This is a genomic window from Paraburkholderia sp. 40, assembly GCF_050434105.1.
Classification (GTDB): Bacteria; Pseudomonadota; Gammaproteobacteria; order Burkholderiales; family Burkholderiaceae; genus Paraburkholderia; species Paraburkholderia tuberum.
Map to the genome: position 1 here is coordinate 705,242 of NZ_JBNPVY010000004.1, position 23,374 is coordinate 728,615.

Here is a 23,374-nt window from a genome sequence, read left to right on the forward strand (position 1 = left end):
GTATCTGTCGCGGCGCGCGGACTATCCGCACCATCGGTTCATGAGCGAATCCCTCTTCACACCGCACGGTCCCTCGACGGACCGGCCGGCCGAGCGCCAGCCGCTTTACCGGCAACTGGCCGACCAATACCGCCGCGCGATCGGCAACGGCGTGCTGCGCCCGGGCGACCGCATGCCGTCGATGCGCGCGTTCATGCAGCGCCACGGCGTGAGCCTCGCGACGGCGACCGAGAGCTATCGCGAACTGGAACGCGCCGCGCTGATCGACGCCCGGCCGCGCGCCGGCTATTTCGTGCGCGTGCCGCCGACGGCTGCGTTGCCCTGCGCCGCCGAGCCCGATCTCGCGATGCAGCCCGGCGCCGCCGCGCAGTTCGTCGGCATTCACTCGGAGATTTCGGCGCTCGTGTCGAAATTTCAGCGCTATCCGCACGCGCTGAATCTCGGCGGCGCGACCGCGTCGCCCGATCTCTATCCGACCGATGCGTTGCAAAAGGCCGCGGTGCGCGCGTTGCGCCGGCGGCCCACCTTGCTGACCGCCGTCGGGCCCGATCAGGGTGATCCGGCGTTGCGCGCGATCATCGCCCGGCGCGCGCTCGAGGCCGGCAGCCAGATCGGCGCGGACGACATCATCATGACGCACGGCGGCGTCGAAGCGATGAACCTCGCGTTGCGCGCGGTGACGCAGCCGGGCGACACGGTCGCGGTCGAATCGCCGTGCTTCTTCGGTTTGCTGCAGGCGCTCGAAAGTCTCGGTCTGCGCGCACTCGAAATTCCGACCAGCCCGAGCACCGGCCTCGCGATCGAGGCGCTGGCGTTCGCGCTGCACACGCATCCCGACATCAAGGCGGTCGTGGTGGTGCCGAATCTGCAAAACCCGCTCGGCAGCGTGATGCCCGACGCGCACAAGGCGAGCCTCGTCGAACTGTGCGCGCGCGCCGGCATCGCGCTGATCGAGGACGATCCCTACCGCGAGCTCGTCGATGCCGCGCCGCCGCCCCGCTCGCTGAAAGCCTGGGACACCGATGGCACCGTGATCCATTGCACATCGTTCAACAAGACGCTGGCGCCTGGCATGCGCGTCGGCTGGATCAACGGTGGCCGGTGGCATCCGCGCATCGGTATGCTGAAGTTCGCGCAGTCGCGCCACAACGAGCAGTTGTCGCAAGTCGTGCTCGCCGGGTTCCTGGAGACGAGCGCGTACGAGCGCCATTTGCGGCGTTTGCGCGAGAGCTTGCAGCTGCGGCGCGAGCGGATGGCCGCGGCGGTGGCGGCATCGTTTCCCGACGGCACGCGGTTCACGCCGCCGCGCGGCGGGATGTTTTTCTGGATCGAATTGCCGCGTCACGTATCGTCGTCGGCTTTATTCGACGCCGCGTTGCATGACGGTATTCGCATCATGCCGGGCACGGTATTTTCGAACGCCGGGCGTTTCGATCACTTCATTCGGCTCAGCTGTCCGAGTGCGGATCTGGATCTGACCGACGAAGCGGTGCGCAGACTAGGGCGCCTCGCGGCACGGATGGCAGCTCATGCCCCAACGCGATAGCGGGTATCATTTCCCGCCGTAGGCTCGACACGCGCCGTCGGCTACGAAATCTGATATCTGAGCCATGACCGATCCATCCACCTCATCCAGAACGGGCCATGCATCGTTGCCCGAAAGTCCCTTCATCGACCGTCTCGGCGCACAGTTGTTGTCGGCCGCCGACGGCGTCAGCGAAGTCGTGCTGCCGTTGCAACGCGATCATATGAACACGTGGGACGTCGCGCATGGCGGCGTCACGATGACGCTCGCCGACGTCGCGCTCGCGATGGCCGCGCGCAGTCTCGCAGGCGACGGCGTCGGCGTCGTCACCGTCGAGATGAAGGTCAACTTCATGCAGCCGGGACGCGGCGAGTTGCGCGCGACCGGCCGCGTGCTGCATCGCTCGACGACGATGGCCTATTGCGAAGGCGAGATCCGCGACAGCGAAGGCCACTTCGTCGCGAAAGCGCTCGGCACCTTCAAATACATGCGCCGCCTCGCGGTGGGCCGCGACGTCACGCGGCAGCGTCTGCGCAGCGACCCGGCGGCGAAGCCCGGTCCGAGCGACTGAGCACCCAACAACCCAAGGAGACGACCGCATGACCCAGATCAATCGCCAATTGCTGCTGGTTTCGCGCCCCCAAGGCGAAGCCACGCCCGATAACTTCAAGCTCGTCGAAACGCCGCTCGCGCCGCTCGCCGACGGCGAAGTACGGGTGCGCAACCACTATCTGTCGCTCGATCCGTATATGCGCGGACGCATGAACGACACTAAGTCATACGCGGCGCCGCAGCCGCTGAACGAAGTGATGATCGGCGGCACGGTCGGCGAGGTCGTCGAGACGAGGAATCCGAAGTTCGCGGTCGGCGACAAGGTCGTCGCGATGTTCGGCTGGCAGGAGTACGGCACCTCGAATGGCACGGGCATGCAGAAGGTCGACGACACGCATGTGCCGCTGTCGGCGTATCTCGGGCCGGTCGGCATGCCGGGCGTCACCGCATGGTACGGGCTGAACCGGATCATCGCGCCGAAGGCCGGCGAGACGGTGGTCGTCAGCGCGGCGAGCGGCGCGGTGGGCAGCGTGGTCGGTCAGCTCGCGAAGGCGGCGGGCGCGCGCGCGGTCGGCATCGCGGGCGGCGCGGACAAGTGCCGCTATGTGGTCGAGACGCTCGGCTTCGACGCGTGCGTCGACTACAAGGCCGGTAACCTGTACCAGGACCTGAAGGCCGTCACGCCCGACGGTGTCGACGGCTGCTTCGAGAACGTCGGCGGCGACGGGCTCGACGCGACGCTCGCGCGCATGAACGCGTTCGGGCGCATCGCATTGTGCGGCTTCATCGCAGGCTATGACGGCCGGCCGCTGCCGCTCAAGCATCCGTCGCTGATGCTGACGCAGCGGCTGCTCGTGCAGGGCTTCATCGTCAGCGAACACATGGACGTGTGGCCCGAGGCGCTCAAGCAGCTCGGCACGCTCGTCGCGCAAAAGAAGCTGCACTATCGCGAGACGATCGCGCAAGGGCTCGAAGCCGCGCCCGAGGCATTCATCGGCTTGCTGAAGGGCCGTAACTTCGGCAAGCAACTGGTCAAGCTGATCTGAGCGCGACGTCATCATGCAACGGCAAGCCGCCACTCAACCAGGGACTCACAGGATGTTCGAATTCGCGGGCAAGGTGGCGGTGATCACCGGCGCGGGCAGCGGCTTTGGCCGCGCGTTCGCGCACAAGGGCGCGGCGCTCGGCATGAAGCTCGTACTCGCGGACGTCAACGCGGACCAGCTCGCGCAAACCGTCGACGCATTGCGCGAAACCGGCGCCGAGGCGATCGGCGTGCCGACCGACGTATCGAACGCCGCGCAGGTCGAGGCGCTCGCGCAGGCGGCGCTCGCCGCGTTCGGCAAGGTCCACGTGCTGTTCAACAACGCGGGCGTCGGCACCGGCGGGTTCCTGTGGGAAAGCTCGGCGAACGACTGGTCGTGGGTGTTCGGCGTCAACGTGATGGGTGTCGCGCACGGCGTGCGCGTGTTCGCGCCGATCATGCTCGCGCAGAAGGAGCCCGCGCATATCGTCAATACGGCGTCGGTGGCGGGGCTGCTGGCGCCGCCGGCAATGGGCATCTACAACGCGTCGAAGCATGCGGTGGTGGCGCTGACCGAGACGCTGTATCACGACCTGAAGCTCGCGCAGGCCGGCGCGGGCGGCGAGGTCGGCTGTTCGCTGCTGTGTCCCGCCTTCGTGCCGACCGGCATCGCGGAGGCCGAGCGCGCGCGTCCCGACGAGTTGCGCAACGCGGGCCGGCCGACGCGCTCGCAGATCTCGGCCGGCAAGCAGTTGCAGCGCGCGGTGCAGTCGGGCAAGCTCACCGCCGACGATGTCGCCGACATCGCGTTCGAGGCGATCGCCGCGCGGCGTTTCTATATCATCACGCATCCGGGCATCATGGCGACCGTGAAGCTGCGTCACGAGGATATCGAGCAGTTGCGCGAGCCATCCGATCCGATGTCGCTGAAGCCTGAGGTGAAGAACGCGCAGTAGCGGCCGGCTGCGCGGCCGGTGCGCCGGCTTGTGTCAACCCTTGGCGCACTGCGCGCCGCCCGATGCGCGACGCGCACCACGTTGCCAAAACCATGCCGCTGAATCCCACGATCGAGCAGGTGCTCGACATGATCGCGCGGGCCAAACGCCCGCAGTATCACCAGATGAGCGCGCAAGCGGCGCGCGCGTCGTACGAGAAAAGCGCGCCGATCCTCGAGATCGCGAGCGCGCCGATGTTCTCCGTCGAAGATCTGCGCGTGCCGACGCGCGACGGCGCGACGATCCGCGCGCGCCTCTACTTCCCGGTCGAGCCGAGCTGGGCCGAGCCGCTGCCGGCGTTCGTGTACTACCACGGCGGCGGCTTCACGGTCGGCAGCGTCGATACGCACGATGCGCTGTGCCGGATGTTCGCGCGCGACGGCCAGTGCGCGGTGCTGTCGGTCGATTACCGGCTCGCGCCCGAGCACAAGTTTCCGACCGCTGTCGACGATGCCTTCGACGCACTCAGCTGGCTGCACGCGCACGCGGCCGAATTCGGCATCGACGGCACGCGGCTCGCGGTGGGCGGCGATAGCGCGGGCGGCACGCTCGCGACGGTTTGCGCGGTGCTCGCGCGCGACGCCGGCCTCGCACTCGCGCTGCAATTGCTGATTTATCCGGGCACGACCGGCCATCAGCAGACCGACTCGCACTCGCGCCTCGCCGACGGCTTCCTGCTGTCGGGCGACACCATCCAGTGGTTCTTCGAGCACTACGTGCGAGATAGCGGCGATCGCGACGACTGGCGTTTCGCGCCGCTCGACGGCGAGCGCGGTGCCCCGGATTTTCGCGGCGTCGCGCCCGCGTGGATCGCGACCGCCGAATACGATCCGCTCAGCGACGAGGGCGATGCCTATGCGGAGAAACTCCGTGCGCTCGGCAATCCGGTCACGCTCAAACGCTACGCCGGCATGATCCATGAGTTCTTCAAGATGGGCGGCTTCGTGCGCGAAGTCGCGCAGGCGCATGCGGACGCCGCGGCGGCGTTGCGCGCGGCATTCGGCATCGGGTGAGGGCGGTGATCGCGAAGCGATGAGCGGCCGGCGGCGAATGCGCCGGCCAGGCGGTGCTCAAACGATCACGCCACGCTCATCCGGTCGCGCTCGACATTGAACGCGAAGCTGCGCTCGAAATCGCCGGGCCGCACGATCCGGTGCGAGCCGTTGTCGTCGCTGCGCTCGGCGACCGCGACGCCGATCACGTCGCCATAGGCGGCGACGCGCAGCGCGGTGGTGCTGCGCGTGCCATAGTCCGGCGATTCGATGAACGCCGCCGACAGCACGCGTTCGCGTTCGAGCGGAATACCTGTCGACGGCAATTCGTCGTCGCGCGCGAGCCGCGGATCGCGCATCAGATCGATCAGGCGTTCGAGCGGCGGCATCGGATCGCGCGCGAGCAGCGTGCCGAGCTCGCTGCGCTTTTTGACCAGCTTCGGCCACGCGGTATCGAGCACCGCGTTCGAGATGCCGTGCGTGCCCGGCGCGAGCAGCGCGGGGCCGCAGTTTGCGTCGACGGCGCCGCGATTGCAGTACCACGCGAGCTCGCGACGCGTCCAGTCGCCGACCAGCAGATTGAAGCCGTTGTAGATGTCGCCGGATTGCTCGACGTGCCGCAGATACGCGAGCGGCGTCTCGTGCGGATTGCCGTCGGCGTCGCGCGCGGCGCTCGTGAGCCAGTCGCTGACGAGCGTGCCGCGGGTCGGCGCATCGGCGCGCATTTCGCCCGGCGCGCGGTAATTGGTCAGCGCGGCGAAGCGGCCGTCGCGCGACAACCCGAGCCACGTGCCGCCGCCCACGAGGTCGCGGCCCCCCAGCACCTCCGGCGCGTCGCGCCACCAGCCGATCGGCTCGGCCGTGCGGCGGAAGAACTCGTCGCGATTCGCAGCGAGCGTGAACAGCGGACCATCGAGCGCATCAGGTCGCCAGTCGAAAACGATCAGGCACATCGGGGAGCATCTCCCGTTCAGAGCATGGGGCGGCCGCCTGATGCAGCGACGCAGGCGGCAAACGAAAGCGGCAAAAAACAGACGAGAATAAAGCAGTCAATAAAAAACGGCGCCCGATTGCGCCGCTTTTTACCCTCTCCAACGATCAGACTTCGGCAGGCAGCCCGTAGGGCAGCGTCAGGAAGCGCAGCGCGGGGCCGTCGGCCGCGCCGACATGTACGCTGCCGCTGTCGAGCGCCGTGAGCTTGGTCTCGACCAGCAGATCGACGCCGCCGCCTTGCGCCGATGCCGCGTTGACGATCATCCCGCACGGCTGGCCCGGATCGTCCGAGTGGAACAGCTCGCTGCCGGGCCGCACCGTGTCCAGCTCGCCGGCGACGTTGGCGAGCGACGTGCGCCGCTTGATCGTGCCGCGATACTGGCTGCGCGCGACCACTTCCTGACCCGGATAGCAGCCCTTGCGGAAATTGACCGCGCCGAGCACGTCGAAGTTGACCATTTGCGGCACGAACTGCTCGACGACCGGCCGCGTGATGCGCGGCTCGCCCGCGCGGATGTCGAGCCAGTCCCACACGGCCGGCGACACGCGCTTTAGCCTGCCGTCGAGCGACGGCAGAAGCGCTTCGATCTGCGCTTTCGGGCCGATCCACAGATAGCGCAGCCGCTCCAACGCATCGGGCACGCGGATCAGCGTGCCCGCTGTGCCGTCGACCTGCACGTGCACACCGTCGGGCAGCGCGTCGAACACGCCAGACAGCGCGCCGCGCACGTCGCCCGCGAGGCCGACCACCGCGAACTCGCCGCTCGCGTCGGCGAGCTTGGCCTTTGCGCGCAGCACGAACATCGACAACCGCTTTTGCACCGCGGCCTGCACGTCTTTCGATAACAGCAGGCGGATCGTATCGCCGCTGCGCCAGCTGAGGAACGACGCGAGCAGCCGGCCCTTGGCCGAGCAGTAGCCGGCGAGGCGCGCGTTCGCGGCGTCGAGATGCTGGACGTCGTTGGTCAACTGGGCGTGCAGGAAGCTCGCCGCGTCGTCGCCGGTCGTGTCGATCACGCCGAACTGCGACAGCGGCATGTACGCGCCATGCTCGAGCACGGCGGTGAATTCTTCGGCCGACGGGCGCGGCAGGATGGGCAGGGCGGCGGGCGCCGCCACGGCGGGAGTGAGACCGGAAGCGTTACCTGAGGCGTTCACGAGCGGTGTGTTCATGGATTCCGGGAACAGTCAATTCTGACTTTGGCTAAGGCAAACAGTCATTATATTCAGTCCAGCCCTGTCGCGTTTCGCAAGTCCCTGGCGGATGAAGGCTTTCTGAGAGCCTTGCGCAGCAGGGGATTGCACGTTATCACCCTCCGGCTGTGCCCATATTGTGACCATGTTGGGGTGTTCTGCCAGAGGGTCCGGCGCAAGATGGGGCGGGCACCCGACGTGCCGGATCTGCTGTCCGCTGCCGCGGTCACAGACGAGCCGCCGCCGGGGTGGCTGCGGCGGGGCCACTGAGTAAGGCGGACGAGCCACTGTCATTCCGTGGGCGGCCTGGCCGGGGCCCAGTCCATCGGCTGCTCAGTCGTGATTTTCAGCCGTTCGCGCAATTCGGGATGCGCGATTGCCTGAATCAGAATCGCCATTCCTCCAAGCTTCCGAGCGTCTTCGTCTGTCACTGGCAACATTGAATTTTCCGGAGCATCCGGTGGGATAGTGATTGCCAGCGCTCGATCAATCGCCGCTTGCACGTGAACCCGTGAAACTGTGCACATCTTTAACTGCTGAGTATCGGCGTCATAAAAAATGACGCTAGCCCGATCCGGTTTAGTCATCTCAATATCCCCTGCATGCCTGGAATTTATCGAATGCTCGCTGTGTGCAGAGCGCATAGGTGCGTGGATCTTGATACATTGCTCGGGCCACCTGACACTGCTCCATGTCTGAATGGTAGTCCGCGAAACACTCAGCCTCATCCATCCCACTGACGCCACGCGCGGCCAGTTCCTGCACATCGCCGAACTGCGGATCCTCGGTGTACTCAAACGGCCGCGCATCGCCGAGCGGCGTCGATACTGGCGTGGCGATGGTTCCATCTGGCAAGACGTCGCCGGGGCGGGCGGTAGCGGGCGCGTGTCATGCGTGAGCTCCCATGCGCTTGCCGAGGCAATGAGCTTCCGGCCGGCACGCGCTTCGTCGCTAATGCGTTGCCGCGATATTCCTGCCGCGTGTGGAGCATGCAGCCCCCAGTGGGTTCCGACCTTGAAGTCGATCGCCATGCGCCCCCTCTGTAACGTCAAATCAGCCGGCATACCTATGGCCGGGACCCGATCATGCGTTCCCAAAGAATGAATTCCGATGCGAACCCTATTGTTGTTGTCGTACCGCTTTGGCGACCGCAAGAATTCTCAGAGCGGAACGGGGCGTAGAGTCTCCCAATTGCCGCAACTCGTGCTCGGGTCTTTCGCGGTCGCCCCTGAACCGTCGTTCGAAACTGTCGACAACGGTCAAAAGCGGCAGGAGCCGAAAAGGCGTTTGGTCGGGAATTGTCGAACCTTTGAAACTCTGACCTGTGTTGTGACAGCGTACGATTCGAGTAGCATCAGACCGACGCCAGCGGATTTCATATTGTTGTTTCCGGCCGTGACCATCTGGTGCCCGCATCTATACAATACAGGTCGCAAAAGGCCGAAAGGGCTGCAAAACGGCACAGTCTCAATGTTGACCGACGCAAGACTTTCCCGTTAAAAATCAGTTCGTTGCCATCTAAACGCTAATTCTTTCCTGTCGTGTCCCTTCTGAAGAAATGTTTCGTCGCCGGCGCGCTCGTCGTTGTGCTGGCCGCGGCGGCCATCGCCGCTGGATACTACTGGGCCACCCGCCCGCTCGAATTGACCCCGGCGCAACTCGACGTCACCGTCAAGCCGCACAGCAGCCTGCGCAGCGTCGCGCTGCAGCTCAATCGCGGCGGCGTGCCGGTCGAGCCCGAGCTGTTCATCGCGATGACGCGGTTGCTCGGGCTGCAAAGCGAGCTGAAGTCCGGCAATTACGAGTTCAAGAGCGGCATCACGCCCTACGAGGTGCTGCAGAAAATCGCGCGCGGCGACGTCAACGAATATGTGGCGACGGTCATCGAAGGCTGGACCTTCAAACATATGCGCGCTGAACTCGACGCCAATCCTGCGCTGAAGCACGACACGCTCGGCATGAGCGACACCGATCTGATGAGCGCAATCGGCGCGCCCGAGGCGTCGATCGGCAACGGCGAAGGGCTGTTTTTCCCGGATACCTACCTGTTCGACAAGGGCACCAGCGACCTCGACATCTATCGCCGCGCTTACCGTCTGATGCGCGTGCGTCTCGACGAGGCGTGGCTCTCGCGCGCGCCGAACCTGCCGTATAAGTCCCCGTACGACGCGCTGACGATGGCGTCGATCGTCGAAAAGGAAACCGGCAAGGCGTCCGACCGGGCGCTCGTCGCCGCGGTGTTCGCCAACCGTCTGCGCGCCGGCATGCCGCTACAGACCGACCCGACCGTGATCTACGGAATGGGCGACAGCTACGCCGGCCACATCAGAAAGAAAGACCTGCAGACCGACACTCCATACAATACCTACACGCGGATGGGCCTACCGCCGACGCCGATCTCGCTGCCGAGCGTCGCGTCGCTGCAGGCGGCGATGAACCCGGCGCAAAGCAACGCGCTGTACTTCGTGTCGCGCGGCGACGGCAGCAGCATCTTTTCTGACACCCTCGGCGAACACAACAAGGCCGTGGACAAATACATTCGAGGGCAATGATGGCGCGCGGCAAATTCATTACGTTTGAAGGCATCGACGGCGCGGGCAAGACCACCCATCTGGGCTGGTTCCGCGAACGGCTCGAGGCGAAGCTCGCGCCGAGCGGCCGCTCGGTCGTGATGACACGCGAGCCGGGCGGCACGCCGCTCGGTGAGCAGATCCGCGATATCGTGCTGCATCAGAAGATGGATCTCGAAACCGAAGCGCTGTTGATGTTCGCGCTGCGCCGTCAGCATCTGGCCGAGGTGATCGAGCCGGCGCTCGCGCGCGGCGATTGGGTGCTGTCCGACCGTTTTACCGATGCCACTTTCGCCTACCAGGGCGGCGGCCGCGGCTTGCCGCGCGACAAGCTGGAGACGCTCGAGCGCTGGGTGCAGGGCGGTTTCCAGCCGGATTTGACCGTGCTGTTCGATTTGCCGCCCGCCGTCGCCAACGAGCGGCGCAGCGCGGCGCGCAATCCGGATCGTTTCGAGAGCGAGTCGGCGGCGTTTTTCGAGCGCACGCGCGCCGAATACATGCGCCGCGCCGAAGAAGCGCCATATCGATTCGCTATCATCGACTCTTCGCAGAGCATCGTTCGAATTCAGAAGCAGCTTGAGGAGTTGATTGCAACCCTCTGATTCGAAATAGATATAACCGCTTCTTATAATCTCGTGCGAAGTTCACTCGACATCTGAAGTAGCGCCTACAACCGATTGATTCAAAAAGACAAACGATGATCTATCCGTGGCAAGCCGATGACTGGAATCGCCTGCAGCAGCTGCACGGCCACTGGCCGCACGCATTGTTGCTGCACGGCCAGGCGGGGATCGGCAAGCTGCGTTTCGCGCAGCACCTCGCGCAGGGTCTGCTGTGCGAGGCGCGGCAACCGAACGGCGAGCCGTGCGGCGCGTGCGTGGCCTGCAACTGGTTCGCGCAGGGCAATCATCCCGACTACCGCATCGTCGTGCCGGAGGCACTCGCCGCCGAAGCCGGCCTCGCGAACGCCGCGAACGGCGCCGACGACAAGGCCGAAAAAGCCGATGGCGACGAAGGCAAGAAGACCCGCACGCCGAGCAAGGAAATCAAGATCGAGCAGATCCGCGGTCTGCTCGACTTCGTCGGCGTCGGTTCGCATCGCGGCGGCGCGCGCGTCGTCGTGCTGTATCCGGCCGAGGCGCTCAACGTCGCGGCCGCCAACGCGTTGCTGAAGACGCTGGAAGAGCCGCCCGCGGGCGTCGTGTTCCTGATGGTGTCGGCGCGCGTCGACCGTTTGCTGCCGACCATCATTAGCCGCTGCCGTCAGTGGCCGATGAGCGTGCCCGCGCCGGACACCGCCGCGCAGTGGCTGGCCGCGCAAGGCGTCGACGACGCCCGCGCGCTGCTCGCCGAAGCGGGTGGCGCGCCGCTCGCCGCGCTCGCGCTCGCCAGCGACGAAAACCGTCCGCTGCGCGACTGGACGCTCAAGCAGCTCGCGGCCGGCGCCGGGTGCGACGCATTCGCGTGTGGCGAGGCGCTGCAGAAGCTCCCAGTGCCGCTCGTGCTCGGCTGGCTGCAGCGCTGGATGTACGATCTGCTCGCGCAGCGCACCGCCGGCGCGCCGCGCTATTTCCCGCAGGCGTCAGCCGCGCTCACCCGCTGCGCCACCCAGGCCGACGCCAATGCATTCGCGCGTTTTCTGCGCACCGTCACGCGCCAGCGCGCGGTCGAGAACCATCCGTTGAACGCGCGGCTCGTGTTCGAGGAACTGTTCATCGGCTATCGCGCGCTGTTTGCGTGAGCCCGCAGCCGGACAGCCTTCCGTCTTTTTTCATTCAAGCCAACCCGCCATGAGCCTTTCCTACCGCGACGCCACGCTCGACGATCTGCCCGCGATCGTCGCCATCTACAATTCGACGATCCCGTCGCGCCAGGTCACCGCGGACCTCGAGCCGGTCAGCGTCGAGAGCCGGCATGGGTGGTTTCATGCGCACAGCCCGCAGAAGCGGCCGCTGTGGGTGGTCGAAGATCCGAAGCAGGCGGGCCGCGTGATCGCGTGGCTCAGCTTTTCCGATTTTTATGGCCGGCCGGCTTATCGGCGCACCGCCGAAGTCAGCATCTATCTCGACGAGCGCGCGCGCGGCCAGGGACTCGGCAAGCAACTGCTGGCGGCGTCGCTCGACGCGGCACCGGGTCTAGGCATCGATACGGTGCTCGGCTTCGTGTTCGGTCACAATGAAGCGAGCGTGCGGCTGTTCCGCGGCTTCGGCTTCGATGCATGGGGCACGCTACCGCGCGTCGCGGTGCTGGATGGTGTCGAGCGCGATCTGGTGATTCTTGGCAAGCGTCTTGCGCACGCCGGTTGAGCACGCCGGTTGAGCACGCTGCGTAAGCAGCGCCACCTGAGCTGTCCCAAGCGGCCCCGGCCACGCCATCGCCCGGCTGCAAGCCCCTTTTTCGCAGGACCTGACCATGTTTGTCGATTCACACTGCCATATCAATTTCGAAGGACTCGCGGACCGTCTGCCTCAAGTGCTCGAAAACATGCGCAGCCATTCGGTCTCGCACGCGTTGTGCGTGTCGGTGGATTTTGAAACGCTGCCGTCGGTACTGGACATCGCCAGCCGCTATGACAACGTGTACGCGTCGGTCGGCGTGCATCCCGATCACGAGCACATGCGCGAGCCGAGCGTAGCCGAGCTGGTTGAACTGGCCGGGCACCCGAAGGTCGTCGCGATCGGCGAAACCGGGCTCGATTACTACCGCCTCGAAGGCCGCTCGATCGCCGACATGGAGTGGCAGCGCGAGCGCTTTCGCACGCACATCCGCGCCGCGCACGCGACCAGCAAGCCGTTGATCATCCACACCCGCTCGTCGTCGGAAGATACGTTGCGCATCATGGCCGAGGAGCGCGCCGGCGTGCCGGGCGGCGTCATGCATTGCTTCACCGAACCGTGGGCCATCGCCGAGCAGGCGCTCGCGCAGAATTTTTACATTTCGCTGTCGGGCATCGTCACGTTCAAGAGCGCGACCGATGTGCAGGACGTCGCGCGCCGCGTGCCGCTCGACCGTCTGCTGATCGAAACCGACTCGCCGTACCTGGCGCCGGTGCCGTATCGCGGCAAACCGAATGAACCTGCGTACGTCAGTTATGTCGGACGCTTCATCGCGCAGCAACGCGAGATGCCGGACGAGGCGCTGGCCGCCGCCACCACGCAAAACTTTTTCAGACTATTCGGACTCGCCGCGCCGGCCGGAATCTGATCAAAAAAGCCACGTAAGATCAAAGGGATAGGAAGTTTTCCTAAAGTACCATATGAAAAATATTTCGACGTCGTCCGCTGATTTCCAACCGCTGTCCGCCGGCTCGGCCGCCCGGGCTCTCGCGCCGGCGCGCCGTCTCGCGTGCGCCGCCGCGCTCGCGTGCGCGGCGCTCGTCGCGGTGCCCGCGCATGCGGCGCCGATCGACTCGCTGATCAAGTCGGTCAAGTTCGACGACGTCGACGGCGTCAACAAGCTGCTCGCGAAGGGCATGGACCCGAACAGCGTCGACAATCAGGGCATCCCGCTGCTCGTGCTCGCCGCGCGCGAGAAGTCCGACAAGGTCGCGGCCGCGTTGCTTGCGAATCCAAAGACCGATATCGAGATTCAGGACAAGGCCGGCGAAAACGCGCTGATGATGGCGTCGCTGGTCGGCGACCTGAACTTCGTGAATCTGCTGATCGCGAAGGACGCCGAGGTCAACAAGAAGGGCTGGGCGCCCCTGCACTACGCGGCCGCGAACGGCCACGACGACATCGTCAAGGTGCTGCTCGACCACTCGGCCTACGTCGACGCGGGCTCGCCGAACGGCACCACGCCGCTGATGATGGCCGCGCGCGGCGGCCACGTTTCCACCGTCAAGCTGCTGCTGGACAACGGCGCGGACCTGTCGGTGAAAAACCAGATCGGCATGACCGCGCTCGATTTCGCCAAGACCTACAAGGAGCCGGACGTCGTCGAAGGGCTCACGGCGCGCATGCAGCAGACGCAGCAGCAGAAGCAATGACGTTTTGTCGGCAGGCGGCGCGGTGCGCCCGCGAAGCGTCAGGCGCCTCGCCATGCCGTGCCGCTTTGCAGCCGTTTTGTCCGAGCCGCGCGGCTGTCGGCCTGCTGCCGCCGCGTAAAACAGTGCAGAATGACGACTTCGGCGCGCCGCGTAGCGCGCCGTCCGGACGCGGCAGAAAGACCGCGTGAATAAACAACCCTGGAAAGGAACACCATGCTGCGGGCTTTGATTTTCGCCGGCGCGCTTGCCTTGCCGCTTTCGGCAGCCGCGTTTACGGGAGGCGACCTCAACAAGCTGTGCACCAAGACGGACGTGGCTTCGCGTAGCGCCTGCGCGGCCTACATCGAAGGCGCGGCCGACGGCATCTTCAACACGATCGACGCGATCGGCGGCACCACCGGTCCGCGCGTCGGCCAGTACTTCTGCCTGCCGCCGGATGCGCGCTCGGCGCAGTTGACCGACGCGGTGCGCAAGTACATCGCCGAGAACCCGAACGCCGCGGGCTACAACGCGAGCACGGCGATTTCGCTGGGTCTCGGCAAGGCGTTTCCCTGCAAGAGCGGCGGCTGATCGATAACCGCGGCGCATCGAAGAACCCGTTGTAACGCCCAGGCGCGGTCGTGCGCTCCGGATGTCAGTAGTCGCGCAGGCGCGCCGCCGCTCATCGAGCCCGGAGGAAGATGCCCGTTATGCCTACTATCGACGACTTCTACCGCGTGGCGGCCGCGCCGCTGCATACGTGGCTCGGCACGCTGATCGTGACGGCCATCGTGGCGATCGTGGCGAGCGGCATTCACCGCTTCGGCGCGCGCGTCGTGAAGCGTCTCGCGCGGCCGCACGCGCTGACGAGCGTCGTGCTGCGCTACATCGACAAGCCGTCGCTGTTCGCCCTCGTGCTCCTCGTGTTCGCGTGGGTCTGGTCCGAGGCACCCGATACCCTCAACTTCATCGAACCGGTGCGCGACATCACCGGCATCGCGCTGATCGCCGCGCTGACGTGGCTGTCGGTGCGCTCGGCCGCGGCGATCGGCGAAGCGATCATCCGCGCCCATCCGCTCGATTCCTCCGATAACCTGCAGGCTCGCCGCATCCATACGCAGGCGCGCGTACTCGCGCGCTCGGTGATGATCGTGATCGTGATCATCGGTGTCGGCGGTGCGCTGATGACCTTGCCCAACGTGCGGCAGATCGGCGCGAGCCTGCTGGCGTCGGCGGGTGTCGCCGGTCTGGTCGCCGGTATCGCCGCGCGGCCGGTGCTCGGCAACCTCATCGCCGGTTTGCAGATCGCGCTGTCGCAACCGATCCGCCTCGACGACGTCGTCGTGATCCAGAACGAGTGGGGGCGCATCGAGGAGATCACCGGCACGTACGTGTCGGTTCGGCTGTGGGACCAGCGCCGTCTGATCGTGCCGTTGCAATGGTTTATCGAGAATCCGTTCTCGAACTGGACCCGCAGCAGCTCGCAGATCATCGGCACCGTGTTCCTGTTCGTCGATTACCGGATGCCGCTCGCGCCGCTGCGCGAGGAGCTTGCGCGCATCGTCGAGAACGCGCCCGAGTGGGACCGTCGCGTGCAGGTGCTGCAGGTGACGGACTGTACCGAGCGCGCGATGCAGTTGCGCGCGCTGGTCAGCGCGCCCGATTCCGGCCTTGCGTGGGATCTGCGCTGCCGCGTGCGCGAAGGGCTGCTCGATTTCGTTCATCGGCATTACCCGGAATACCTGCCGCGCGCGCGTGCCGAGGTGTCGGCGGAGCTGGAGACCAGCGGCGCTGGCCCGAGCGACTGGCTGCCGCGCAGCCGGCAGGCGCCAGCCGGCAGCACCGCCGCCCATACCGAAGCCGATCCGGTGGCGAGCCGCGTCGGCCGCACTGGCGCGGGCGAGGTCGCGCAGAAGGCGAAGGAGCAGGCTTAGCCGGGCGTTGCGGATCGCGAATCGCGCGTGGCGTGTGGCAAATCGCGAGTTGGGTATCGCGAGCGGCGTGCGGCGACCGTCCTCGGCAAGCCCGGCGATGCGCGGGCACGCCGATTGCTGCTAAAGGGCGCGCCACGCCTGCTCAGGCGTCGCGGCGCATCGCAAGAATGACGGAGGACATGCACTATGGGCCGATTGATCGTCGTGTCGAATCGCGTCGCGACGCCGACGGAGACCAAGGGATCGGCGGGTGGACTCGCGGTCGGCGTATTCGGCGCGCTGAAGGATGCAGGCGGCGTCTGGTTCGGCTGGAGCGGCGACGTAGTCAGCGAAACGGTCGCCAACGCGGGGCCGATGCTCGAGCAGGACGGCGCGGTGACCTTCGCAACCGTCGGCCTCACGCGCAAGGACTACGACCAGTACTACCGCGGCTTCTCGAACGCGACGCTGTGGCCGGTATTCCACTACCGCAACGACCTCGCGCGCTACGAGCGCGAGGAGTACGCGGGCTACCGGCGCGTCAACGCATGGCTCGCGCACAAGCTGGTCAAGCTGCTCGAACCCGACGATATCATCTGGATTCACGACTACCATCTGATCCCGTTTGCCGAGGCGCTGCGCAGCGAGGGCGTGACGAACCGCATCGGTTTCTTCCTGCATATTCCGTTTCCCGCGCCGCAGATCCTGCTCAACATTCCGCCGCACGAGGAACTGGTGAAGTCGATGTCGTGCTACGACCTGCTCGGCTTCCAGACCGCCACCGACCAGCAGGCATTCCACGACTACGTGACGCGTCACGCGCGCGGCACGGTGAGCGCGGACGGCATCGTCGAGGCGTTCGGGCGCAAGCTGCGCACCGGCGTCTACCGGATCGGCGTGTTCCCCGACGAAATCGCCGAGCAGGCCAAGCGCTACGAAAGCCGCCAGCACGTGCTCGAGCTGAAGCAAAGCCTCGAGGGGCGCAAGCTGATCATGAGCGTCGACCGGCTCGACTATTCGAAGGGACTGGTCGAGCGCTTTCGCGCGTTCGAGTTGCTGCTCGAACGCTCGCCCGAATGGCGCGGCAACGTCACGCTCGTGCAGATCGCGCCGCCTACGCGCTCGGACGTCGCGACCTATCAGAAGATCCGCCAGGATCTCGAATACGAGGCAGGGCGCATCAACGGCCGCTACTCGGGGCTCGACTACACGCCGATCCGCTATCTGAACCAGCAGTACGACCGCTGGAAGCTGATGTCGCTGTTTCGGGAGTCGCAGATCGGCTTCGTCACGCCGCTGCACGACGGCATGAACCTCGTCGCGAAGGAGTACGTGGCCGCGCAGAATCCCGACGATCCCGGCGTGCTCGTGCTGTCGATTTTCGCGGGCGCGGCCGCCGAGCTCTCTGGCGCGCTGCTCGTCAATCCGCACGATGCGATCGGCATGTGCGAGGCCTTGCAACGTGCGCTGCAAATGCCGCTCGACGCGCGCCAGCGGCGTCACGAGATCAACATGGCCGCGCTGCGTAAGAACGATCTCGGAGTGTGGCGCGACAGCTTCCTCAGGGATTTGCGCAGCATGCCAGTGCGCGGGTCGGGCGAGGGCGGCGGCCACAAATGACGGCGCGGCGACGGCCCAGAGCCCGCGCAAACCCGGCGCGTGGCCGCGTGTCACCGGATGTAAGCCGCTTGTAACAGCACCGAGCAATTGCAAGACCAGCGGCTTTTCGACCGATGCCAGGGAATAATTCCCCGTAGCGACGATGCATGCGACGCTTAGGGACCGCGCGCATTGTTCCGACGTCATGGCGCTGTCATACTCGGCGTCGCCGACGGCATCGCGATTGCGCGCCAGCCGCCGGCTCACGGAGACACAACATGAAGATTGCGCAGATCGCCCCGCTGACCGAATCGGTGCCGCCGAAGCTCTACGGCGGCACGGAGCGCGTCGTGTCGTACATCACCGAAGCGCTGGTCGAGCAAGGCCACGACGTGACGCTGTTCGCGAGCGGCGACTCCGTCACGAGCGCGAAGCTCGAAGCGGTGTGGCCGCGCGCGCTGCGGCTCGATCCGGGCATTCGCGACCGCATCGCGCCGCATATGCTGTTGATGGAACTCGTGCGCCGCCAGGCCGAAGAGTTCGACGTGCTGCATTTCCACCTCGACTACTACTCGTTCTCGGTATTCAAGCGGCAGGACACGCCGTTCGTCACGACGATGCACGGCCGGCTCGATCTGCCCGAGCAGCAGCCGGTGTTCGACACATTCAACACCGCGCCCGTGATCTCCATTTCGAACGCTCAGCGTCATCCGCTGCCGCAGGCGCGCTGGCTCACCACGGTCTATCACGGCCTGCCGGCGCAGCTCTATACGCCGCAACCGGTCGAGCAGAAGTACCTCGCGTTTCTCGGCCGGATTTCGCCGGAAAAGCGCGTCGATACGGCGATCCGCATCGCCGGCCGCTGCGGCATGCCGATCCGTATCGCCGCCAAGGTGGATGCGGCCGATCGCGAGTACTTCGAGCGCGATATCCGGCCGTTGCTCGACCTGCCGTACGTCGAGTACATCGGCGAGATTGCCGATCATCAGAAGGCCGGGTTTCTGTCGGGCGCGCATGCGCTGCTGTTTCCGATCGACTGGCCGGAGCCGTTCGGTCTCGTGATGATCGAGGCGATGGCTTGCGGGACGCCGGTGATCGCGTTCAACCGCGGGTCGGTGCCCGAAGTGCTCGAAGAGGGCGTGACCGGGTTCATCGTCGAGGACGAGATCGGCGCGGTGGCCGCCGTGAACCGGCTGCACAAGGTGTCGCGCGCGGGCGTGCGGCGGCGTTTCGAGGAGCGCTTCACGTCGCACCGGATGGCGCGTCAGTATGTGGAGGCGTATCAGTCGGTGATTCGCGCACAGAAGCGCTCGAGGTTCAAGGTGGTCGATTCGTCGGGCGGTTGACGCGGGATCGTTGGAACGTGTCGAAGCGAACGACGGCGGTGCGCGATGCGCGGCGCCGTTTTTTTGCGCGCGAGTTTTTCCGTTCCCGAGCGTCGGCATCTGCATACATAACAAAAAGGCCGCGCGACGACCCGCACAGGGTCCTCCGCGCGGCCTTCGCCGCGATGCGCGCAAGTGATCAGTGAAGCGCGCCGATGAGCGTGCTCAAATCTTCAGCCGCGTGACCTTCGTGCCTTGCAGCGAGACGTCGCCCATCAGGCCCGCGTTCGTCAACACGAAAACCTGCACCGGCGCGGTGGCCGTGGTCGTGTCGACGGCGCCGTTCGCGCCGATCTTCACGAGCGCGACCGATGCATCGACGCCGGCCGACCAGCCGTCCGCGTTGCGGAATTTATCGAGCGAATCCTGCGTCATGAACAGAAAGATGATCGCCTTCGACTGCGCGCCCGCCTGCAGGCCGAGCGAGCCCGACGCGGTGCTGTAGTAGCCGACCGTCGCGCCGCCCACCCGCAATGCGCCTTCGCCATACTGGCCGCCGACGATCAAGCCCGCCTGCAGCACCGACGGGAACACCAGCACGCCGCGCGCCTTCGACACCAGCTCGCGCGAGCCCGGCACGGTCGTGAACAGCTTGGACAGCGTGCCGTCGACGCTGGCGTCGATCGACTGTCGTTTCGAGGCGTCGACATGAGCATTGTCCGGCGTGTTGCCCGTCGTCGTGCACCCGGCGAGTGCAAGGCCTCCGAAAGCAAGCGCAGCGGTCGTCTTCAACATGAAGTGTCGTCTTTGCATCGTTTTTCTCCGTCATGGATCCGGGGCGCAACCGTGGTGGTGTCGCCTGGTTGCCTTTGAGTTATAACACAGGCTGGTACAAAAGGCGCGTTGCGTCACAACGCGAAAAGCCTTACGGGACAAGGGTTTGAGCCTGCTCGCAAGACGTGTTCCCAGTAAATTTGACCGGCCTTGCCCGCGACTTCCGAACATGTCGAGCGACAATCCGAGGGGCGACGCCGAACAGCGCCCGAGTCGCGGCGATTGTGGGGACGCTTCGGCGCGGCCGCACGATGCGCCGGCTTTTATCGATTTTCGCGTCGCGCGGCGGGCCATCGACATGGCAATGAGAGTGTTGTTTCGGCGCGGCAAATTGCGGCGAAGTGCAAGCGGCGCGGCCGCCGCTCACCCGTGATTCGCCGGACTCTTGACCGCGGGCGGGCGCCGCAGCGCGCGGCGCACCATGCCGATGATCGCGCCGATCGCGAACAGCATAGCCGCCGGCACCATCCAATAGCCGACAAACGCGTGCCACAGATAGGCAAATAGCGTCGAGCGGCGCACGCTGTATTCGTTGATCGCGTCCTGCTGGCGCGGCGCGTTGGCGGCCAGCACGTCGGCCGGGCAGCCGGCCGCCTTGGCCTCGTCGGGCTTGCCATGGCAATGTGCGGGCGCCCCGGCGGCGCGCTGCGCCTGGGTGAAATTCCAGGTGGTGAGCGCGCGGTCGAGATCGACCGCGTTGTACGACATTTCCTCACGGATCTCGTTGACCGCGACGATCGCCACAGGCACGGCCCAGAATATGATGACCAGCAACCACCGCCTTAACCAGCGGTTTTTGTGCTTCGATACCATCCTTGCCTCCGATCGATGCTCAGTAGCACCAACGACAAGATGGCGGCCCGCGTAGTTGTTTGGTTCTATATGAGTGAGGGTGGGCCGTCTCCGCAGCCATCATAGAAGAAAACGGCGCGTTGCGGCGGGTGGACGACGAAGCGGGGGACTCGATCGGAGCGCCGCGTGGGCGCAACGATGCGCCGGCGCAGCGTCGATCGGAGGGCGCCGGCGTGGGGGACGGCTACGCCTTTCGCTCAGTTGGCCGGCGCCGAGGAGGACAGGCAGGTCTTCATGAAGGCCTTGCGGTCGTCGCCTTTCTTGTCGCCCGCCTGCTTGTTGCACACCTTCATCTTGTCCTGCTGGCTCATCGGCGCGGCGGCGGCCGGCTTCGCGGAAAGACAGGTTTGCATGAACGCCTTGCGCTCGTCGCCTTTCTTGTCGCCGGCCTGCTTGTTGCAGTCGGCCATCTTGTTTTGCTGGCTGTTCTGCGCAAACGCCGGCGATACGAGTACCGCGCCCAACACCAGCGTAGCGATAGCGGATTGGATTTTCATGGGACACTCCATCGGTGGTGAAAACGTTTCTGATCGTTCATGCGCGCGGGCGACGACGGCATCCATGGGCCCATCGGCGCATCCATTATGGCAAATGCCGTCTGCGAGAACGGCTCAAAATGCATTCCGGTTGACAGCGGTCCGCGCTCGTTTTCCCTGAGCAGTGGCGCAACTGGCGCTGCGGCGTTTGAAACAATCGAATGAACGAGAGCGCGAATTTTGTCATGCAATGCAGATTGCTCGGCGCGATTATTTCAAGCTTATTGAAACGAAATTACGGTTTCCGCTATTTTGATCTATGGTTAACAGGCAATGAGAATTTTCATATTGCTGCGAATGCAACTGAATAGAAAATAGGCATGAAATTCGGTAGCCGCCGTTATCCTCAACTGCGCTCCGGTGCATGCCGCTCCCTGCCAACCCTCAACCTCGCGAGGAGACTCGCCATGCATTACCTGTTGATGTACGAGTTGGTACCCGACTATCTGGAGCGGCGCGGCGAGCACCGCGACGCGCATCTGAAACTCGCATGGGCCGCCGCCGAGCGCGGCGAACTGCTGCTGGCCGGCGCGCTCGCGGAGCCGACGGACGGTGCGGTGCTGCTCTTCACCGGCGCGTCGCCTGCGGTGGCGGAGGCCTTTGCTACCGCCGATCCGTACGTACTCTCCGGACTGGTCACACGTTGGCGCGTGCGCGAATGGACCACGGTCGTCGGCGAGCACGCATCGAAACCAGTGCGCCCGTAACATCGTTCGAAGCGACTTCGTCGCTTCTGTCACACCTCGAACTCCGCGCATGCGCGGCGGCCGCGTGCGCGCCTCACGTTGCCTCCATGTCACCGCGCGGGCGCGTCACAGTCCTTTCGCCGACGCTCGAAACCGATGTTCACATCAACCATCAAAGCGCATAGAAATGCATGCTGGATCGGCAATTACATTTCTAAGGCCCATTCTGTTCGATCATGCGGTATTGTGCTTTGCAATAGACAGATCCGATGCCGGATAAGCAGCGGCTTCTGTTACGGCAATACGAGAATCGACGCAGCGAAACCGACAAGATTGTTTCTATCCGTAACACTTGTCTCAACCGTACTCATGCAAAGATTGGAATGGTATGCTTCGTGCACAAATTTTCCCATGCACGAGTGAGACCGCGTTTTGTGCTTCGTAATAGGGAAGAGCCGCACCACGTGTGGGCGGGCTGCTCCAGCGAGCCGAACGGACAAAACAATTTTGTGCAACCGAGGGCCGCACACGGGTCGTGAACGCTGAGAATCCGTGGCAGGCCCAACGCCGCAGCCAGGCCAGGCCGCGTGGAGAAAATCCAATGTTTTTCGATGAGCTAAACAACGACGAATGGGCGCTGCTCGCGCCGCTCGTCTCCGACGAGCCGGCCGTCCGTCTGAATCGGCGCGGCCGGCCGCGCGCCGAACCGCGCATCGTGACGAATGCCGTGCTGTGGATCATGACCACCGGCGAGCCGTGGTCGAAGCTGCCGGGCCGCTATCCGTCCGGTCCCACCTGCCGCCGCCGCTTCGAAGAGTGGCAACTGAACGGCACACTGCTGGAGATGGTTCGCCTGCTGTCGCAGAGCGGGCGCACGTTCGCATACATTCCCCAACCGGCGCCGCCCGTTACGGCAAGACCCGCGGCACCGGTTGCGCAAACCCCGAGCCCGCGCGAAGACAACAATCTGCGCGGCGTGTCGTGGAAGAGTCCCGAGTCGTGGCAGGCGCCCGGCGTTGCGAGCGCGTTGAGCCAATGGCGTACGGCCGATCCGATCGGCGACATCACGCGGCAATTGTCGGGGCTTGCGCCGGCGAGCGCGGTGGCGACATCGGCGTTCGCGACGTCCGCAGTCGCGACGTCCGCGATGGCGGCGGAGATGCGCGTCGAACCGGCCGCATCCGGCGCGGTCGAGCCCGTCGCGGTCGACGACCCGCGCCCGTCGCTGACGATGGGCCTTGCCCCGCGCGGCATGCAGGTCGCCGATTCGCGCGGTTATCTGATCTACGTGGTGGTCGAGGAAGTGCCGAATGCGATGTATCGCGGGTGGGCGGAGATCATCAGGGACGGCAAGCGCGTCGAGCGCTCTGGCCTCGTCGGCCCGCGCTTCGCGGATGCGCGGCACGCGCAGCAGTTCGCGCTCGAATGGGCGCGTCAGTGGATCGATCGCGAATGCGCGACCGACGCGGCGGCCACGACGATGGTCCACGCAACGGCCGCGCCCGCGTCGGCGAACCTTGCGCAGCGGTCCGCGGACCGTTCGTTGTCAGGCCTGCGTCACGCGCCGGAACCGGCATCGGTCAATGGCATCGCGAATCACCCGGGCAATCACGGCGCGCCGTTGCATGGGCCGCTGAAGCCATCACTGAATGCATTGCGCGCGCCGCTGCGCCGCTATCCGTCGGACACCGCGACCGCGGGCGGGGCAAGCACGCCCACGGTGACGACCGACAGCGGCACCGCGGAGCGCTTTTCCGCAACCTACAAAGAACTCATCTCATACGTGGGATGAGCCCGGCGGTGCCTGCGGCCGCTTT

Annotated in this window: 24 protein-coding genes; 17 read left to right on the forward strand and 7 right to left on the reverse strand. The window is 65.5% G+C overall.

The genetic code is table 11. From position 1 onward, the window contains the following. Positions 1 to 40: 40 nt before the first annotated feature. From OKW28_RS24975 to OKW28_RS24995, 5 genes are all read left to right on the forward strand, one after another. Positions 41 to 1,546 (forward strand): PLP-dependent aminotransferase family protein, encoded by a 1,506-nt coding sequence (locus OKW28_RS24975; RefSeq protein ID WP_429449746.1) that lies wholly within the window; start codon positions 41 to 43, stop codon positions 1,544 to 1,546. Positions 1,547 to 1,610: 64 nt separating this feature from the next. After that, positions 1,611 to 2,096, forward strand: a complete 486-nt coding sequence (locus tag OKW28_RS24980; protein ID WP_026225390.1) for a PaaI family thioesterase — start codon at positions 1,611 to 1,613, stop codon at positions 2,094 to 2,096. Between the two features lie 28 nt (positions 2,097 to 2,124). Next, entirely contained in the window at positions 2,125 to 3,123 is a 999-nt protein-coding gene (locus tag OKW28_RS24985) for an NADP-dependent oxidoreductase (protein WP_429449748.1), read from the forward strand. A gap of 52 nt (positions 3,124 to 3,175) precedes the next feature. Further along, positions 3,176 to 4,057 (forward strand): SDR family oxidoreductase, encoded by an 882-nt coding sequence (locus OKW28_RS24990; protein ID WP_429449750.1) that lies wholly within the window; start codon positions 3,176 to 3,178, stop codon positions 4,055 to 4,057. A 92-nt stretch (positions 4,058 to 4,149) separates the two neighbouring features. Beyond that, on the forward strand, positions 4,150 to 5,109 hold the full coding sequence (locus OKW28_RS24995; RefSeq protein WP_429449751.1) for an alpha/beta hydrolase: 960 nt from the start codon (positions 4,150 to 4,152) through the stop codon (positions 5,107 to 5,109). A gap of 65 nt (positions 5,110 to 5,174) precedes the next feature. Here OKW28_RS24995 and OKW28_RS25000 read toward each other — a convergent pair whose 3' ends face one another. The 4 genes from OKW28_RS25000 to OKW28_RS25015 form a co-directional block, all read right to left on the reverse strand. Beyond that, positions 5,175 to 6,041 carry an NRDE family protein gene (locus OKW28_RS25000; protein WP_429449753.1) on the reverse strand — a complete coding sequence of 289 codons (867 nt, stop codon included), beginning with the start codon at positions 6,039 to 6,041 and terminating at the stop codon, positions 5,175 to 5,177. Between the two features lie 145 nt (positions 6,042 to 6,186). Beyond that, the gene (locus OKW28_RS25005; RefSeq protein ID WP_429449754.1) at positions 6,187 to 7,254 is read right to left on the reverse strand and encodes a YgfZ/GcvT domain-containing protein; all 1,068 of its coding nucleotides are present in this window, start codon (positions 7,252 to 7,254) and stop codon (positions 6,187 to 6,189) included. Positions 7,255 to 7,565: 311 nt separating this feature from the next. Further along, positions 7,566 to 7,862, reverse strand: coding sequence for a hypothetical protein (locus tag OKW28_RS25010; RefSeq protein ID WP_429449756.1), 297 nt, complete (start codon positions 7,860 to 7,862; stop codon positions 7,566 to 7,568). Between the two features lies 1 nt (position 7,863). Beyond that, positions 7,864 to 8,130 carry a hypothetical protein gene (locus tag OKW28_RS25015; RefSeq protein ID WP_429449758.1) on the reverse strand — a complete coding sequence of 89 codons (267 nt, stop codon included), beginning with the start codon at positions 8,128 to 8,130 and terminating at the stop codon, positions 7,864 to 7,866. Between the two features lie 686 nt (positions 8,131 to 8,816). Between OKW28_RS25015 and mltG the strand changes: the two genes are divergently transcribed. The 10 genes from mltG to OKW28_RS25065 all read left to right on the forward strand — a co-directional run bounded on the left by mltG (position 8,817) and on the right by OKW28_RS25065 (position 18,670). Continuing rightward, positions 8,817 to 9,827 (forward strand): endolytic transglycosylase MltG, encoded by a 1,011-nt coding sequence (gene mltG / locus OKW28_RS25020; RefSeq protein WP_429449760.1) that lies wholly within the window; start codon positions 8,817 to 8,819, stop codon positions 9,825 to 9,827. Further along, positions 9,827 to 10,447: a dTMP kinase gene (tmk, locus tag OKW28_RS25025; protein WP_429449761.1), complete on the forward strand. Its 621-nt coding sequence runs from the start codon at positions 9,827 to 9,829 to the stop codon at positions 10,445 to 10,447. The genes mltG and tmk overlap by 1 nt, the downstream gene beginning before the upstream one ends. A gap of 95 nt (positions 10,448 to 10,542) precedes the next feature. Next, complete coding sequence (locus OKW28_RS25030; RefSeq protein WP_429449763.1) at positions 10,543 to 11,586, forward strand: DNA polymerase III subunit delta'; 1,044 nt, start codon at positions 10,543 to 10,545, stop codon at positions 11,584 to 11,586. 49 nt (positions 11,587 to 11,635) lie between these two features. Next, entirely contained in the window at positions 11,636 to 12,151 is a 516-nt protein-coding gene (locus tag OKW28_RS25035; protein ID WP_429449764.1) for an N-acetyltransferase family protein, read from the forward strand. A 106-nt stretch (positions 12,152 to 12,257) separates the two neighbouring features. Then, the gene (locus OKW28_RS25040) at positions 12,258 to 13,049 is read left to right on the forward strand and encodes a TatD family hydrolase (protein WP_429449765.1); all 792 of its coding nucleotides are present in this window, start codon (positions 12,258 to 12,260) and stop codon (positions 13,047 to 13,049) included. Positions 13,050 to 13,101: 52 nt separating this feature from the next. Beyond that, positions 13,102 to 13,833: an ankyrin repeat domain-containing protein gene (locus OKW28_RS25045; RefSeq protein ID WP_429449767.1), complete on the forward strand. Its 732-nt coding sequence runs from the start codon at positions 13,102 to 13,104 to the stop codon at positions 13,831 to 13,833. A gap of 213 nt (positions 13,834 to 14,046) precedes the next feature. Beyond that, a complete protein-coding gene (locus OKW28_RS25050) occupies positions 14,047 to 14,403 on the forward strand; it encodes a Rap1a/Tai family immunity protein (protein WP_090804794.1) in 357 nt (118 codons plus the stop codon). 119 nt (positions 14,404 to 14,522) lie between these two features. Beyond that, positions 14,523 to 15,746 (forward strand): mechanosensitive ion channel family protein, encoded by a 1,224-nt coding sequence (locus OKW28_RS25055; RefSeq protein ID WP_429449769.1) that lies wholly within the window; start codon positions 14,523 to 14,525, stop codon positions 15,744 to 15,746. Positions 15,747 to 15,932: 186 nt separating this feature from the next. Further along, positions 15,933 to 17,345: an alpha,alpha-trehalose-phosphate synthase (UDP-forming) gene (otsA, locus tag OKW28_RS25060; RefSeq protein ID WP_429449771.1), complete on the forward strand. Its 1,413-nt coding sequence runs from the start codon at positions 15,933 to 15,935 to the stop codon at positions 17,343 to 17,345. A 257-nt stretch (positions 17,346 to 17,602) separates the two neighbouring features. Then, entirely contained in the window at positions 17,603 to 18,670 is a 1,068-nt protein-coding gene (locus OKW28_RS25065) for a glycosyltransferase family 4 protein (RefSeq protein WP_429449772.1), read from the forward strand. A gap of 204 nt (positions 18,671 to 18,874) precedes the next feature. Here the strand turns inward: OKW28_RS25065 and OKW28_RS25070 are convergent, their stop codons facing one another. The 3 genes from OKW28_RS25070 to OKW28_RS25080 all read right to left on the reverse strand — a co-directional run bounded on the left by OKW28_RS25070 (position 18,875) and on the right by OKW28_RS25080 (position 20,832). After that, positions 18,875 to 19,462 (reverse strand): BPSL1445 family SYLF domain-containing lipoprotein, encoded by a 588-nt coding sequence (locus tag OKW28_RS25070; RefSeq protein WP_429449774.1) that lies wholly within the window; start codon positions 19,460 to 19,462, stop codon positions 18,875 to 18,877. A 384-nt stretch (positions 19,463 to 19,846) separates the two neighbouring features. Then, positions 19,847 to 20,296 (reverse strand): hypothetical protein, encoded by a 450-nt coding sequence (locus tag OKW28_RS25075; protein WP_090804804.1) that lies wholly within the window; start codon positions 20,294 to 20,296, stop codon positions 19,847 to 19,849. Positions 20,297 to 20,532: 236 nt separating this feature from the next. After that, positions 20,533 to 20,832, reverse strand: a complete 300-nt coding sequence (locus OKW28_RS25080; RefSeq protein ID WP_429454443.1) for a PsiF family protein — start codon at positions 20,830 to 20,832, stop codon at positions 20,533 to 20,535. Between the two features lie 446 nt (positions 20,833 to 21,278). Here OKW28_RS25080 and OKW28_RS25085 point away from each other — a divergent pair, with 446 nt between their 5' ends. Continuing rightward, positions 21,279 to 21,578, forward strand: coding sequence for a YciI-like protein (locus OKW28_RS25085; protein WP_018418036.1), 300 nt, complete (start codon positions 21,279 to 21,281; stop codon positions 21,576 to 21,578). Between the two features lie 580 nt (positions 21,579 to 22,158). Then, positions 22,159 to 23,349 (forward strand): transposase, encoded by a 1,191-nt coding sequence (locus tag OKW28_RS25090; protein WP_429449776.1) that lies wholly within the window; start codon positions 22,159 to 22,161, stop codon positions 23,347 to 23,349. The last annotated feature ends 25 nt before the right edge of the window (positions 23,350 to 23,374 follow it).